Source organism: Burkholderia aenigmatica, from assembly GCF_048627025.1.
Lineage (GTDB): Bacteria > Pseudomonadota > Gammaproteobacteria > Burkholderiales > Burkholderiaceae > Burkholderia > Burkholderia aenigmatica.
This window is the reverse complement of record NZ_CP184468.1, coordinates 1,557,549-1,572,268: the sequence shown is the minus strand read 5'-3', so window position 1 is coordinate 1,572,268 and position 14,720 is coordinate 1,557,549. Positions and strand designations below refer to the sequence as shown.

Genomic DNA, 14,720 nt, shown 5'->3' with positions numbered 1-14,720 from the left:
CGGTCGCGGGGAAGAAGGCGGCTACGGCCGCCCTCCTTCGTGCGCCCGGTTCTCGCGATCGAGCGCGTCGAGCCAGCCGCGCGCGTCGGGCCAGTCGCCGAGCCCGCTGTCCGCATTGATGTGGCCGCGCGGGCCGATCTCGTGGAATGCGCTCCCCCATGCGTTCGCGCAGGTGCGGGCGAACGCGAGCGAGCCGTACGGATCGTCGCTGCTCGCCGCGACGCAGGTCGGAAACGGCAGCCGTTCGTACGGCACGGGCCCGAAGCCATGCGCATCGGCCGGAAATGCGGGGCCGGCCGGATCGGGCAGCGCGACGAGCAGCGCGCCGCGCACCTTCGCGAGCGCGGCCGGGCGCGCATAGCGCGTCGCCCACCACGCGGTGGTCAGCGTGCCGAGGCTGTGCGCGGCGATCAGCACCGGCCCGGGCGCGGCCTCGACCGCGCGGTCGAGCGCGAGACACCAGCCGTTGCGGAACGCACGCTCCCAGTCGGGCATCGCGATGCGCACGAAGCGCGCGTCGGCGCGCTCCCAGCGGCTTTGCCAGTGGAGCGGGCCCGAGTTGGCATAACCCGGCAGGACGAAAACGGGGGAATGGCTCATGGAAGGCGGCGTCGACGCATGGAGTCGTAATGGAATGTCGACGCAGTGTCGCACACCCTCTCCTCCCTGATGCTGCCTGTCTGAAACCGGAAGGATGTGCGTGGGGTCGGGACGCATTCGGAACCGCGTCGCGACCGGACGGCGAGCCGCCTGGCAGGCGGCTCGCGTCATGTCATCGGTCAGCGCACGTTCGCGCCGACGATACCGCCCGCCGCGGCGCCCGCGACCGTGCCGAGCGGGCCGCCCGTCACCAGGTAGCCAAGCGCGCCGCCCGCGGCCGCGCCGATACCGGCATTGCGCTGCGTATGCGTCATCGCGCATGCGCCGAGTTGCGACAGGGCCGCGACGATCACGGCGGTACGAACGATAAACGTGGTCTTCTTCATCATGATTTTTAGTTTCCTCCCGCCACGCGGTAACCCGAACGGCGGCATTGAATCGGTGAAGCCATCATAGGCAACGCCAAACGGCCCGGGCAATCCGATTTACGTCGTGTTACAGCCGACACAATATCGAGATAATCGGTCGAAACCCGCGTCTGCCATGCCGCAAGCCGCGCGGGACGGACCCCGGTCAGGTAGAATCACGGGATTAAACCGGCGCGACGCGCCGACACAACCTGACGCCATCCGCATGAGCACCGAACGCAACGACGCCCCCGCGGCTTCCAATTTCATCCGCAACATCATCGACGACGACAACCGCACCGGCAAATGGAGCGGCCGCGTCGAGACGCGCTTCCCGCCCGAGCCGAACGGCTATCTGCACATCGGCCACGCCAAGAGCATCTGCCTGAACTTCAGCGTCGCGCGCGACTACGGCGGCGTGTGCCACCTGCGCTTCGACGACACGAACCCGGAAAAGGAAAGCGTCGAGTACGTCGACTCGATCGTCGACGCGGTGCGCTGGCTCGGCTTCGACTGGCGCAAGGACGCGGTCGATCACCAGTACTTCGCGAGCGACTACTACGACAAGCTGTACGAGTTCGCCGAGCTGCTGATCCAGCGCGGCAAGGCGTATGTCGACAGCCAGAGCGCCGATGAAATGCGCGCGAACCGCGGCTCGCTGACGGAAGGCGGCAAGCCGTCGCCGTTCCGCGAACGCACGCCGGCAGAAAACCTCGACCTGTTCCGCCGCATGAAGGCCGGCGAGTTCAAGGAAGGCGAGCATGTGCTGCGCGCGAAGATCGACATGGCTTCGCCGAACATGAACATGCGCGACCCGGTGATCTACCGGATCCGCTACGCGCACCACTACCGCACCGGCGACGCGTGGTGCGTGTACCCGATGTACGACTACACGCACTGCATCTCGGACGCGCTCGAAGGCATCACGCATTCGCTGTGCACGCTCGAGTTCGAGGATCACCGCCCGCTGTACGACTGGGTGCTGAACGAACTCGCGGAAGCCGGCATGTTCACGCGCCCGCTGCCGCAACAGATCGAATTCTCGCGGCTGAACCTCACGTACGCGATCACCAGCAAGCGCAAGCTGCTGCAGCTCGTCACCGAAGGCCACGTCGACGGCTGGGACGACCCGCGGATGCCGACGATCGTCGGCGTGCGCCGCCGCGGCTTCACGCCGGAGAGCATCCACCTGTTCTGCGAGCGCATCGGCGTGACGAAGATCGACTCGTGGATCGACATGAGCATCTTCGAAGGCGCGCTGCGCGACGACCTCGACGACAAGGCCGCGCGTACCGTCGCGGTGCTCGATCCGCTGAAGCTCGTGATCGACAACTATCCGGAAGATCTCGAAGAGGCCTGCACGGCCCCCGTGCACCCGCACCATCCGGAACGCGGCGTGCGCACGTTCCCGATCTCGCGCGAGCTGTGGATCGAGCGCGAGGACTTCGTCGAAAACCCGCCGAAGGGCTATTTCCGCCTGTTCCCGGGCAACAAGGTGCGCCTGCGCTACGGCTACGTGATCGAATGCACGGGCTTCGACAAGGACGCCGACGGCAACGTGACGGCCGTGCACTGCAATTACTTCCCGGACAGCAAGTCGGGCACCGAAGGCGCGAACACGTACAAGGTCAAGGGCAACATTCACTGGGTCAGCGCGAAGCATGCGCAGCCGGCTGAAGTGCGGATCTACGACCGCCTGTTCAAGGAGCCGCATCCGGACGCGGGCGGCGCGAACTTCCTCGAGGCGCTGAACCCCGATTCGAAGAAGATCGTGCAGGCGTACGTCGAGCCGGGCAACAGCGACATCGCACCGGAAACGCGCCTGCAGTTCGAGCGCCACGGCTACTTTGTTGCCGATCGTGTCGATTCGAAGCCGGGCAAGCCGGTGTTCAACCGGATCGTCGGGCTGCGTGACAGCTGGGGCAAGCCGGCGTAACGGTGTGCTGCTCGTAGAAATAGAAACCGGCCTTCGTGGCCGGTTTTTTTATTGATGTATCTGCTCGCGACGCTTGCGCTTCGTCCATTCAACCTGCCCAGGTTACGCCGGTCCGCGAAGCAATCAACGTTGCGCCGCACGTGGCTGTATCGCCGTCGCGAACGGGCGCCTTACCGTTGGACTGCATGCCGCCTCCGGAAGCCTGAAGCGAAACCGGGCCGTGTATGGGACATTGCAGTGTGTCGCCGTGGCCGGCGACGGGAATACCGTTGGCCGTCAAACCTGTCGTTGCCGTTTGCACGGCACCACCATGGCTGCTGGTGTCACCCAGAACAATCAAGGGGCGGGTCATCGCTACACCTCGCGTGGATTCGTGGAGTTATCGGATGCCTGGTCGTCATTCATTTCTGCTGAAGCACCGCCCTTCTCGCCGGACTGCAACACCTTGTTGCGCGGCTTGCGTGCGCGGCGGGGCTTGGGCTTCGCCACGGGCGGTGGCGGCCAGTCGGCGGCAGTGGACAGCGGAGGCACCGGTTTTCCGGGCAGGCCCGCTTCGCGGATAATGCGTGGCCAGCGTGGCTCCCAGCCCAGCAGCAGCGAAATCCAGTGCAAGGTGGCGTGGAGGAGCATTACCGGCGAAAGCAGCACCGTCCACAGCAGCACACCACGCTTCAATCCTCCGCGCCAAAACGGTTTGAAGAAACTCCACGGCGCCTGCAGCGACAGCCACGGCCACGGCACCTTGCCGAGCAGTTTCTTCGGTCGCGGCACTGACTGCGGCCCCTCCTCCATGTAGCGGCGAATGAACTCCCAAAGGTTGACGATATCGCTCGTGCCGTTCGCCACTTTGCCGACGAGCATGATGTGGAAATACGGCAAGCCCGTCATGTCGTTGGTCCAGGCCAACATCAGTTGGGTGCCGGTTCCGCGCCATTCGGGAAGGCCCACCGCGGGTTCCGGGGAGACTTGGTCCCAGGCCAAGGTAGCAAGGCCACCCGCATAGCCGGGGCGATGCAAGTACACCTGTCGAGTCACGCGATTGAAGCGGATAAGCAAACGGCGCTGGACGAAGTTTTCCAGCCGGATGAAGCGCCAGAGGTATTTGTGCACCACCAAGCAAACTCCTAGCGCAATCATTCCAATGATGATTGGATCTATATAGTCCATCGTTGTTGCAACTCTGCCCACCCCAAAGTGCCGATGGGTAAGCCATACCGCACCCATCTCAATGCTCAACGAACCTAGCATCCAAATCATGAATCCGATGAGAAGCGTGAACACGGTTATTACACCGCGCCGCTCCTGCATCCCCCCTGCATAAAGCTCAATGTAGGTATCGTTGAAAGCATAAATAGAGCCGTCCGCGCACGGGCATTCACTCACCCGATCATGAATGCCTGGGAGCGATTTAACCCCTTTCTCTCTATCGGCCTTTTCTTTTTTGAGAGCGCGGGCCATATTAGCCTCCAGTTCCCCTCGCTCTTCGGGATCATTCTGTATAGCCCAGATTCCACGCTCTATAAAGTACATATTTCCCCGCGCCAAATTCCTCAGATAGAGCAGCCTGCTCCTTTTCTTCGATTGGATTCGCTTGCCGAATTCGTTCCCGTATGCCTATGCACTTATCGTCACCGCACCGACGTGAACCTGATCTCGCTTTTCGAGTGAACGCCTCAAAGTCAGACATCGGGTGGTTTGCCTTCACCGACTGGCGCGGTCAACGTTGATGCCGTCGCGACATCTTCGGTGTTCTTGGCTTTGCGGGACTTGCGTGGCCGGCGAGGTTTAGGCTTCGCCACGGGCGGTGGCGGCCAGTCGGCGGCAGTGGACAGCGGAGGCACCGGTTTTCCGGGCAGGCCCGCTTCGCGGATAATGCGTGGCCAGCGTGGCTCCCAGCCCAGCAGCAGCGAAATCCAGTGCAAGGTGGCGTGGAGGAGCATTACTGGCGAAAGCAGCACCGTCCACAGCAGCACACCACGCTTCAATCCTCCCCGCCAAAACGGTTTGAAGAAACTCCACGGCGCCTGCAGCGACAGCCAGGGCCACGGCACCTTGCCGAGCAGTTTCTTCGGCCTCGGCACCGACTGCGGCCCCTCCTCCATGTAGCGGCGGATGAACTCCCAGAGGTTGACGATATCGCTCGTACCATTCGCTACTTTGCCGACGAACATGATGTGGAAATACGGCAACCCCGTCATGTCGTTGGTCCAGGCCAGCATCAGTTGGGTGCCGGTTCCGCGCCATTCGGGAAGGCCCACCGCGGGTTCCGGCGAGACCTGGTCCCAGGCCAAGGTGGCCCGGCCACCCGCATAGCCGGGGCGATGCAGGTACACCTGTCGAGTCACGCGATTGAAGCGGATAAGAAGACGGCGTTGGACGAAATTTTCCAGCCGGATGAAGCGCCAGAGAAATTTGTACACTGCAAAGCAAACACCAGTGAGGAATGAAGGATAAACCAGCGAATCCAAGTAAACAAAAGCCGTGGCCTTTTCCCGCGTCCAATAATCAACTCCCGTGAACCAGACCGTTAAAAGACCAAGACTAAATGGCCCAAGAATCCAAAAAATAGATATCAATAGTAGTGAAAAAACAGTAATTGAACCTCGCCTGTCTTGCAGCGCACCAGCATAGAGTTCGATATAGGTATCGTTGAAAGCATAAATAGAGCCGTCCGCGCACGGGCACTCACTCACTCGATCATGAATACCAGGAAGCGATTTACCCCCCTTCTCCCTATCTGCCTTTTCTTTTTTGAGCGCGCGAGCCATATTGGCTTCCAGCTCCCCTCGCCCTTCGGGATCATTCTGTATAGCCCAAATTCCACGTTCTATGAAATACATTTACTTCACCACAACGAATGCTTCATATAGACCAATCAACTCTTTTTCTTCGCTTTTAAACGGCTTCCAAATACTTCCCGGATCTCGTTTACCGATGCAACTATGCGTGCACCAACTTTCGAGTTCGTTTGGTGCAATAGCCCAAATCACAACTGCCACCACCACTCCAATGGCAGTCGCCCAGCCAAGTGCCAACCCCAGCATGGCGGCCACTTCAGGAACGGCCAATGCAGCTGACCAGCGAATCAGTGGGGGGAGAATCAAGCGCAAAAGCGTGCGCTGAGTGCTCTGCAGGAGCCACCGTAGATAGGCACCGGAAGCGGACAGCGAGAGCATTGAAGCTAAAGTTGTAATTGCTGCCGAAACTGTTGCCTGTGCAAGGTATGCATAGCCGAGGACGTTACGACGTTCGTCACTGGCAGACTTTGCATCCGCGACTGCCAACACAATAGATATCCCTCCCCCCACCGTAGCAAGCAACCCTCCAAACAACTTCAACCCGCCCAACGCAATCGAAGCCCCCCGCCCCACGACGGTAGAAGGCGCATACCGCGCCGCCACCGACTCGATTCCGGTTGCCGCCAGTTCGAACCCCGCTGCCGCGGTTACCAATCCGGCCGCTGTCAATTCCGCGTACTCCTTGCTCCCCTTGTCAGAGCCAGCGGCTTTGGTCAGCAGGGCAATCGACTCGACGAGCGCAACGATGACGCCTGCGCGAACCTTATAGAACTCGCCGCTTCCGCCGTTCTGGAATTCGTTGGCCAATGTATTGCGTACGCCGGCGATGTGCGAGTTCACCTGACCTGCCACCCGTGCTTCGCTGGCGGTTTGGCCTGCCGCAGCCAGTTGCTCCAGGCGCAGGCGCGTGACGCTTCGCCCCAAATTGGCATGGATGAACCCCAACATGGGAACCAGCAGATTGCGATCGGCGGCATTGTGGGGGAAAAGCTTGAACAGGTATTGATGCGCCTGGGCGAACAGCGTGAGCGAACGGCTTAGTCTGTCCGCGCCGAACCACGGGTGCGTGCCCGCCACCATGGCGGCCTCGACCGCGGCGTCGGCCTTGCCCAGGAGATCGGCTACGTTTTTGAAGCGATCATTCTGGGCGCTCAGCACGGCCGTCATGTTCTCTACCGTCAGGCCATCGCCTGACTGCGCCTTGGCCTGCGCCAACGCGAGCCTGGCTGCTTCCTCGATCTGCGTCTGGTTCCGAGTCAGCGCACGCCACGCGAGGTTGTCCTTACCGATAGCAATGTCCGACCACCAGGAAGCCAACTTGGCCGCGCCGCTATCGCAGCCGTTCATCCCGACCAGGCACAGTCCAATCTGTTCCGCGAAGGCCTGCCCCCATACCGGATCGCTACGGTCGTAGAGGTCAAGCGCCTCTGCGAGCAGGCCACTGCGCAGCCAGGCCTGATGGTCCGGTTCGCGCTTGTCCATCTCCTGCTGCGCCAACTTGTCGCGACGGGCGAATTCTTTCTGAACGGTGGCCTTTGCACCGTCCCAATCCAAGAGAACCTGGTAACGGTCGAAGGCGTGCGGGGCCTCCTTTTCCGCACGCTGGCGCACCCGTGCCGGGTCGTAGCGCCGCTCCATCTCCTTGAGGTCCTGGGGATTGAACCCGAACCGCGCTTTCATGCGCAAGTCACTGTCCCGAGCACGGCGCAGCTTGGCCTCCGCATCCAGCCCGGCATTTTCGATGTAACCGCGCTGCATGGCCTCCTTGATGTTGTCCAGCGCTTCAGCGACTGCGTGGCGGCGCTCGTTGGTGATCCCCTGCTCGTCCGCCAGTTGCAGCCATGAGCGGTTGATTTCGATCGCGTCGTTGCGCCACGCGTTCAGTTCCTGAACAACGCCGACCGGGTCATACAGCACCACGGCAACGCCGGCATTCTTCTTCAATGTATCCCGCGTGCTCTTGTAGATCGCCGTTACTTCTTCGGCGGAGCCACCGGGCTTCAATGCGCTGCGAAACGGCGGGAACGCCTGACTTTCCAGCTCCCTCTTGGCACCGGCGTTGTTACCTACGCGTAGTTCCGCCACAACGGTGTCGAGATCCTGCGGGTTCACCACGTCCTCGAAATGCGCGCAGCTTTGAGTGAGCGTACGCAAATCGAACTTCTGCAGACGGTTGCGATACAGGGCGACGTCGCGATAGCGGTCGACCTTCGCCGGGCTCAAGGGATCAGGGGTGAAGAGGATTCGCGCTTCGTCGATATCCTCGGGATCGCCGACGGTCAGTGTCCAGCCACCCAGGTTCTGGATGCCGCCCACGGGCACGCCCGGATCATACGGCCATACCGGCTGTAGCAACCCGCTGTCACACACCCGGTAGGTGGCCTCACAGGTGTAGCCTTTGCCTCGGCGCTGGACGAACAGGTAGATGTAGCCTTCGCGCACGCTGCGTACCGCATATCGGCTGTCAGATAGCTTGACCTGGAGCTTCTTGCCCAAGTGAGCTGGCAACGATGGCGTCAGATGTTCGACACTGGCCTTTTCGTTGCCGGATATCACGCCATAACGCAACGGCAGAATGGCGAGCGTGCGTTTGCAACTGACGCACGGACTAGGCGCTTCGTTACTGCGCGTTCGATCGGCCGAATCGCGACTGATGCCAAGCAGATCAGTCAAGGAATAGGTCGGTTTGGGCATCGATATTCTCTCGTTGTCGGGCTACGCCTGCTGCCGGCGACAAGCCAGATACAGGTCCCCAAGACGACCTTTGCCAGTTGCCGCCGCGCGGACGGCGAGCTGCCAGCAGCGGTCCCCCTCTCTGCGCTCCGGGCCCTGAGCCAGTGCAAGGAAGACGTAGTCGTAAAAGTCGTCGTGCCTGGATAGGCCCGCTTCGCGCGCATGGACAAGAAGCGCTTCTATACGGGCCAGACGTATTCCTCTGCACGGGTTGTCGAGCAACTCCGGCGTTCTCGCTTCAACCGCCTGTAGCAAGCGGTGCGGCAATGGATCGCCTGTCAGGGCCTGCCAGAGCGCCTCGTCAATCACGAGTGATGACAGAGGGTTGGCATGAGTGGCGGCCAACCCCGGAATCCGTCCCCAGCGTTGAACCTGCGTGTCGGCCCGGGGAACCCACCAGGAGGCGATAGGCGCCATGAATTCGCGCCACCAGTTCCGTGGAGCTTGCCGGTACAGGACGGGCAATACCCACGGGTCGTAATAACGCAGCAGGTAGTTCTCGCCATCCGGGCCATAAGCGATGGTGGCCTGTGCCAGATGCTCAACGAGCCGTTCGGGAGACACCGTGCTGACTATCCAGCCATGCAATGCGTTGCGAAGTCCGCTGTCGAATGCTCCACCGAGGCTGTGGTGCCCTCGATAGTCGGCGGTATCTGCAGCAAGCAAGAGGGGGCTGTAGGGACGTAGTGCGTGCCAAGCAGGATCTTGCAGCAACGGATAGGTATTTCCTGCGAATCGGGTACGCACGGCACTTCGAAGCTCGTCATCGAGTTCTGCCATGTCGCTCACGGCGACTAGATGGGCGGTCGGCCCAAGTGCCCTCACCTGTTCCAGCAGTTCGTCTTCGAGCGTTCTCACAGTTTCACCAATGCCTGATGCTCGGCAGCCGCCTTCAGCCAGCAACCGACGCAGACCGGTTCGCCAGTGTTCGGCACGCCAGCGAGAGCCACCGGTGCCCCGCCGCCTCCGCTGGACAGGTCGATAGCGCCAGCCTTGTAGCTGACCGCAGCGCCGTTGAATCTGAGCCCCCCGGCATCGAGTGTGAGAACACCGCCCGGCGTGCTCCAGCAAATGGAGTCGGCGGAACACTCGTAGTGTTTCGTGCGATTCCTGATTGCCTCCGTTGCCTGTAATTGATGATGGCCTTGAACGGACAGTTCGACGTGGCCTCCCACACTGGCCGTGTGGTTCGCTGCGATCTTGTCAACACGGCTGTTGCCGACTTCCTCGACGCGGTCCTGCGTGATCGAGATCTGCTGGGTGCGTTTGATGACCAGAGTCTGGTCGTTCCCGACGGTAATCAGTTGGTCGTGCCCGATGTCGGTACGGTCATCGTTGGCGACGGTGTCGTGGCGGTTGTTGCCAACTTTGAGAAACTCGTCACGTGTGACGTTTTCGCTGCGGTCATGACCGACGAAGGTCGTCTCGTCATGGTTGACGTGAATGTTCTGATCGCGCTGCGCGTGGACATAAATTTCCTCTTGTCCTGCTTCGTCCTCGAAACGCAGCTCGTTGAAACCTTCGCCCTTGTGCGTCTGGCTCTTGATCGTCATCCGCGTCTTGTGTCGCGGCAGTTCGTACGGTGGCAACTGCAGGCGGTTGTAGGTGCGTCCAGTGATGACCGGTTGGTCCGGATCGCCGTCGAAGAAGTCGACGATCACCTCCTGTCCGATGCGCGGGATCGCCATGTGTCCCCACAGTGCCCCCGCCCAGTTCTGCGCGACGCGGATCCAGCACGAGCTGTGCTCGTCATGGCGGCCCTGGCGATCCCACGGAAACTGCGCCTTCACTCGGCCGTACTCGTCGGTGTAGATCTCTTCACCCTCCGGGCCCACGACCACCGCCGGCTGTGGGCCATCGATGCGCGGGTGCGGCAGCGGTTCAGCGCGCCATTCGGCATCATCCGGCACCAGTACCGCTTCGTAGCGGTAGTACGTGCCGTGTTGCGCGTCGGCGCTTTCTTCCGCCTGACTGGTGTGTTGCTTGCCGTGATGCACCAGGCTCACCGGACGCCAACTCCGGTTCATGTCCTCGCGTGGGTGGCCCGTGAGCGCGAAAGCGATGCCCGGCTGCAAGCGCGCGTCGTCACCACTGACAAACGCCACACGTGCATCGCGCCGGTGGCCGCGCAAGCGATCGTGAGTGAACGCCTTGCCGCTGGCTTCGTGTTTATATCGGCCCGGATAGTCGTAGCGTGCGTAGCCTCGACCCTGATGATCTAGGTCGGTGCCGTCACGCGGGTACTCGTGGTTGAAGCGCGGATTCTTGAACGTGTAGTCGCGTTGTACCTGGCGCGCGGTACGCACGCTCTCGGTGTAAGCGAAGGTCCGTAGACTGGGTTGTGGCTGATCGCCGCCCGGCGTCGGGTTGTAGATCACCGGCTCGCCGTCGAGACGACCGAAGATGAACAGCCGATCGCAGTGAATCAACCGGTGCCCCTCTTTGCCGTGCTGGAACGCGTAGAAGAAGCCTTCCTCGCGCAGGATGCGTTCGACGAAGTCGTAGTCAGTATCACCGGCCTGCACGCAATACTCGCGGGTGAGGTGTTCGTTGGTGGCGCGTTGCTCGTAGTCCATCGTCAGGCCATGGGCCTTGAGAACGGCGACTGCGATTTCGGTCACGCTGAGCGTCTGGAAGATCCGCCAGTCGGACGAGAGCTTGAGGCGTGCGAGGCGCGGCTCGACCACGGCCGAGTAGCGGGTACGGCGAAAGCCGGTATCGCCCTGAACGAACGACGAAACCGCGCCGTGCACGTAGCGTACGGGCTGCCCACCCTGCCAGATCGTGAGCAGGCCGTTGCGGTCGAGTATCTGACCGAAGTCGATAGCCGGGTTGGCGCTGGCCAGCTCAACCTGCAAGCGGAAAGTCTCGGACAACCCCTCATGCAGCGTGAACTCGACGACCTCGAACGACTCGTCGCCGACGGCGAAGGTAAAGGACAACCGGGTTGGTTGCAGCATTGCGATAGTTCTCCGAACCGAAGACACGCAACCATGCGTATCTCCTCACGTCGGTGCGTCATGTGTGCGACCGCTGATTCCAGCCGTGCACGATGACGAGCGATGTGACAGTGCAGTATGAAACCTAGGGTGCTCGCTGGAGCGCCATGGGTTCTCTAAAGCAAGAGGTTCGCCACTGGGGCTTTGAATGTCTATCAGACGCGTCTGAAATTCCACGGCAATATGGCCCGCCAATGGCGTGGGGCCAACATTGGGCCGCCTGCCACCAGGCGTGATATCAGCCCATGCACCGCGCGCTTTGCATGCATCCATCAATGGAGGGATCTGTTGATACTCAGATCTCTCATTGGAACGCCGTTGAGCGCGAGAGGAACTTTCTGATCGAGCCGCTCACGAGAGCGCGTGCATTCTCCCCGCGCATGTGGATGCTTTATTTGATTCGCTGCCGATTACAGACAGGATGAAACGCGTTGCTTGACGAATGCGCGCGATGTCCCTTGCGACGCACGCCATGCAAGAACCTATTTGTGGATAGCTATCGACGACAGCGAGGCTCCGCACACTGCAGGCAGGACTTCGACCATCGGAATTTTCCGCCCGTCAGCGGGACGAAGAGACGCAGACCACCGCCGACCGACCGTTTCCGGTCGCGGCGGTGACTTTGACTGACTCGATCGAAGCATCGAGTCCCAGATTAAAGCAGGACGCACCGACTTACCGATGGCGCTATCGGGGTCCACCGTGCTTCACAAAAAAATGAGGTGCTTGACGCACACAGTCGCAGCAACAGCGAAAACCACCTCGCGCATTCACCCACCCGTCAACCGCCGATGCAAATCCGCCAGCGACAGCTTCGTGCGAAACAGCCGCGCGAGGCTGCGGCTCGCATACGCATCGATGTCGGCGGGCGCGGTCCAGCGATACGCATCCATCTCGGGAATCATCGAGCCGTCGCGACGGCTCGGAAACAGCGACGTACACGTGCACTGCGCGGGATCGATCTCGCCTTCGGGCACCCGCACCGCGAACAGGTGCAGGTCTTTGTCGTGCCGGTACGCGAAGCGGCCGAGATCGAGCAGCCGCTCGGCGCCGAACGCAATGCCGGTTTCCTCGAGCAGTTCACGCAGCGCCGCGTCGGCCGGCGTCTCGCCCGGCTCGCCCTGCCCCTTCGGGATGTCCCAGTGCGTGGTATCCGTCGCGTGCGCGAGGAACACGCGTCCGGCCGCATCGAGGATCACGACGCCGCACGATACCGTGCGCGGCGCGCCGCCCCGCTTCATCACGTGCGTGCTCAGCGCTTCTGCAGCTGCCACTTGCCCGCGTCGGTCTTGCAATAGATGGGCTTGAGCGTCATCGTCTGGCCCTTCGCCGTGATCTCGGTGGCGATTTCACGGCAGGTCTTGCCGTCGGCTTCCGACGTGTTCGGCGTGAGCTTCGCATCGATCTGCGTGCCGCGGCCGCTGCTCTGCCACGTCGTGGTCTCGCCGTCCTTGCCTTCGTCGCGCACCTGCACGACAGCCTTCGAGAGCGACGCACGGTCGGTCTTGCTGAAGTAGCTGAGCGGCGTGTCGTTCAGGAAGTTCAGGTTGTTCTGCGCATGGGCAGGCAGCATCGCGGCTGCGCACGCGGCGCCGGCCAGCACACGCGTGACGACGGAAAGGGATGCACGCATCGACATGTTGTTCTCCTTGGATGTTCGATCGAACGGCGCAGTGTGCATGCCGGCGAACCGGGGGCCGGCCATCCGGCACGCGCACTGCGCCTGTCAGCGAGCGAGGATAGCATGCGTGCCGTCGACGCCGCCTTCTAGTGGCCGGCCGGCGCGGCCGTTTGCTGATATCCGTCAGTCAGCGTACCCAGGAACGCGATCACGTCCTTGATCTCGGCCGCGTTCAGCGCGGGCTGCTCGCCGCGCTTGCGGTCGAACGGCGCCTCGCGGTTGATGTTCGGCCAGTAGCGCTTGGGCAGGTCGTCGTAGATCTGCACCTTGCCGTGTACGACCGGATAGAACTTCTCCGGATGGATGTCGCGCTCGACGTAGAAGCGCATTACGTCCTCGAGCGTGTGATACACGCCGTTGTGGAAGAAGGTCTTGCGCAGCGCGACGTTGCGCAGCGACGGCGTACGGAACAGCCCGCAGAATTCGTCGCGGCCCTTCAGGTCGGTGCGCTCGGGGCCGCACGCGCCGAGATCGTAGAAGCGCGGGTCGCGATTGACGGGCAGCGCGCGGTTGCGCGGCACCGCGACCGCGATCAGCCCGAAATCGCTGAACTGCGGCGGCGTGCCGTCGAGCGCGCGCTGGCTGATGTGGCAGCTCGCGCAATTGCCCTTCTTCTCGTCGTTGAACAGCTGCAGCCCGCGCAACTCGGCCGGCGTGAGCTGCGCATGGCCGGCGAGATACGCGTCGTACTTGCTCGTGTACGGCGAGAACAGTTCGGGCGTCTGCTCGAACGTCTCGAGCGCGCGCAGCACGGCCTTGAACGTGGCCGCGTCGTCGTCGAGCACCTTCACGCCGAACACCGCGCGGAACTCGTCCGCATACGACGCGGCCTTCACGGCCTGCGCGACCTTCGCGGGCGAGCTGTTCATCTCGAACGGCGACGTGAGCGGAATGCGCGCCTGCTCGGCGCCCGTGTCGACGCGGCCGTCCCACGTGAGGCCGCCCGTCGGGCCCGCATCGACGCTCTCGTCGCCTTCGTCGTCGGAATCGTGGAAGTGTTCGGTGAACTGCGGCACGCCCTGCAGGTACTTGAGCGACGGCACCGCACGAAAGCCCGGGCGCTTCATGTCGTCGCCGCCGAATTGCACGGCCAGCGCGTTGGGCGGGCCGAATGCGTGGTCGGGGCTGTGGCACGACGCGCACGCGAGCTTGCCGGAACCTGACAGCGTAGGGTCAAAGAAAAGTTGCTTGCCGAGCGCCGTCATCCGGCGCACGCCTTCGTAAACTTGTGCCCGCGTCTGCGGCTGGTTCGTTTCGACCACCGCGCCGCTCGCGGCAACCGTTGCGGACGCAACCACATTGGCGGCGCCCGGTGCACTCGCCGCGCTGGCGGCCTGTGCGGTCGGCGCACCCGCCCCCGGCTGTCCGTCACAGCCGGCAAGGGTTGCAAGCGTGGTGGCCAGCGCGAATGCGCCGGTCAGATGCAGCCACGAACGCGCGAACGCGCCGGCTGTCGGTTGGCGAGGCTTCATCGATTCGTCGGAAAGTGGGTTCAGGAGCGGCGGGAGTTTATGTCAGCCGCATGACCGTTACATGACGACCAACCGACAGCTAATCGAAAGGACG

12 protein-coding genes are annotated in these 14,720 nt (G+C 62.3%); 1 reads left to right on the top strand and 11 read right to left on the bottom strand.

What is annotated here, in order from left to right:
- Positions 1–21: 21 nt before the first annotated feature.
- Both ACN8ZM_RS07405 and ACN8ZM_RS07400 read right to left on the bottom strand, forming a co-directional pair.
- Positions 22–600, bottom strand: a complete 579-nt coding sequence (locus tag ACN8ZM_RS07405) for an RBBP9/YdeN family alpha/beta hydrolase (RefSeq protein WP_089450323.1) — start codon at positions 598–600, stop codon at positions 22–24.
- Between the two features lie 179 nt (positions 601–779).
- Positions 780–989, bottom strand: coding sequence for an ornithine acetyltransferase (locus tag ACN8ZM_RS07400; RefSeq protein WP_011351716.1), 210 nt, complete (start codon positions 987–989; stop codon positions 780–782).
- 244 nt (positions 990–1,233) lie between these two features.
- Between ACN8ZM_RS07400 and ACN8ZM_RS07395 the strand changes: the two genes are divergently transcribed.
- Positions 1,234–2,943 (top strand): glutamine--tRNA ligase/YqeY domain fusion protein, encoded by a 1,710-nt coding sequence (locus tag ACN8ZM_RS07395; RefSeq protein WP_420210888.1) that lies wholly within the window; start codon positions 1,234–1,236, stop codon positions 2,941–2,943.
- 88 nt (positions 2,944–3,031) lie between these two features.
- Here ACN8ZM_RS07395 and ACN8ZM_RS07390 read toward each other — a convergent pair whose 3' ends face one another.
- From ACN8ZM_RS07390 to ACN8ZM_RS07350, 9 genes are all read right to left on the bottom strand, one after another.
- Positions 3,032–3,295, bottom strand: coding sequence for a PAAR domain-containing protein (locus ACN8ZM_RS07390; RefSeq protein WP_420210887.1), 264 nt, complete (start codon positions 3,293–3,295; stop codon positions 3,032–3,034).
- Positions 3,296–3,297: 2 nt separating this feature from the next.
- Positions 3,298–4,401 (bottom strand): DUF6708 domain-containing protein, encoded by a 1,104-nt coding sequence (locus tag ACN8ZM_RS07385; protein ID WP_420210886.1) that lies wholly within the window; start codon positions 4,399–4,401, stop codon positions 3,298–3,300.
- A gap of 221 nt (positions 4,402–4,622) precedes the next feature.
- On the bottom strand, positions 4,623–5,783 hold the full coding sequence (locus ACN8ZM_RS07380; protein WP_420210885.1) for a DUF6708 domain-containing protein: 1,161 nt from the start codon (positions 5,781–5,783) through the stop codon (positions 4,623–4,625).
- Positions 5,784–8,435 (bottom strand): T6SS effector BTH_I2691 family protein, encoded by a 2,652-nt coding sequence (locus ACN8ZM_RS07375; RefSeq protein WP_420210884.1) that lies wholly within the window; start codon positions 8,433–8,435, stop codon positions 5,784–5,786.
- 21 nt (positions 8,436–8,456) lie between these two features.
- Positions 8,457–9,254, bottom strand: a complete 798-nt coding sequence (locus tag ACN8ZM_RS07370) for a DUF4123 domain-containing protein (protein ID WP_420210883.1) — start codon at positions 9,252–9,254, stop codon at positions 8,457–8,459.
- A gap of 74 nt (positions 9,255–9,328) precedes the next feature.
- On the bottom strand, positions 9,329–11,434 hold the full coding sequence (locus tag ACN8ZM_RS07365; RefSeq protein ID WP_420210882.1) for a type VI secretion system Vgr family protein: 2,106 nt from the start codon (positions 11,432–11,434) through the stop codon (positions 9,329–9,331).
- Between the two features lie 809 nt (positions 11,435–12,243).
- Complete coding sequence (locus ACN8ZM_RS07360) at positions 12,244–12,714, bottom strand: NUDIX hydrolase (RefSeq protein WP_420210985.1); 471 nt, start codon at positions 12,712–12,714, stop codon at positions 12,244–12,246.
- Positions 12,715–12,725: 11 nt separating this feature from the next.
- The gene (locus ACN8ZM_RS07355; RefSeq protein WP_043182457.1) at positions 12,726–13,112 is read right to left on the bottom strand and encodes a hypothetical protein; all 387 of its coding nucleotides are present in this window, start codon (positions 13,110–13,112) and stop codon (positions 12,726–12,728) included.
- A gap of 128 nt (positions 13,113–13,240) precedes the next feature.
- On the bottom strand, positions 13,241–14,626 hold the full coding sequence (locus ACN8ZM_RS07350) for a cytochrome-c peroxidase (protein ID WP_420210881.1): 1,386 nt from the start codon (positions 14,624–14,626) through the stop codon (positions 13,241–13,243).
- Between the last annotated feature and the right edge of the window lie 94 nt (positions 14,627–14,720).

What these genes read in the sequence shown, in the direction of transcription:
- ACN8ZM_RS07385 (WP_420210886.1), bottom strand. Translation starts at nt 4,401, where the DNA reads ATGGCCCGCGCTCTCAAAAAAGAAAAGGCCGATAGAGAGAAAGGGGTT.
- ACN8ZM_RS07360 (WP_420210985.1), bottom strand. Translation starts at nt 12,714, where the DNA reads ATGAAGCGGGGCGGCGCGCCGCGCACGGTATCGTGCGGCGTCGTGATC.
- ACN8ZM_RS07390 (WP_420210887.1), bottom strand. Translation starts at nt 3,295, where the DNA reads ATGACCCGCCCCTTGATTGTTCTGGGTGACACCAGCAGCCATGGTGGT.
- ACN8ZM_RS07365 (WP_420210882.1), bottom strand. Translation starts at nt 11,434, where the DNA reads ATGCTGCAACCAACCCGGTTGTCCTTTACCTTCGCCGTCGGCGACGAG.
- ACN8ZM_RS07370 (WP_420210883.1), bottom strand. Translation starts at nt 9,254, where the DNA reads ATGGCAGAACTCGATGACGAGCTTCGAAGTGCCGTGCGTACCCGATTC.
- ACN8ZM_RS07350 (WP_420210881.1), bottom strand. Translation starts at nt 14,626, where the DNA reads ATGAAGCCTCGCCAACCGACAGCCGGCGCGTTCGCGCGTTCGTGGCTG.
- ACN8ZM_RS07380 (WP_420210885.1), bottom strand. Translation starts at nt 5,783, where the DNA reads ATGTATTTCATAGAACGTGGAATTTGGGCTATACAGAATGATCCCGAA.
- ACN8ZM_RS07395 (WP_420210888.1), top strand. Translation starts at nt 1,234, where the DNA reads ATGAGCACCGAACGCAACGACGCCCCCGCGGCTTCCAATTTCATCCGC.
- ACN8ZM_RS07375 (WP_420210884.1), bottom strand. Translation starts at nt 8,435, where the DNA reads ATGCCCAAACCGACCTATTCCTTGACTGATCTGCTTGGCATCAGTCGC.
- ACN8ZM_RS07355 (WP_043182457.1), bottom strand. Translation starts at nt 13,112, where the DNA reads ATGTCGATGCGTGCATCCCTTTCCGTCGTCACGCGTGTGCTGGCCGGC.
- ACN8ZM_RS07400 (WP_011351716.1), bottom strand. Translation starts at nt 989, where the DNA reads ATGATGAAGAAGACCACGTTTATCGTTCGTACCGCCGTGATCGTCGCG.
- ACN8ZM_RS07405 (WP_089450323.1), bottom strand. Translation starts at nt 600, where the DNA reads ATGAGCCATTCCCCCGTTTTCGTCCTGCCGGGTTATGCCAACTCGGGC.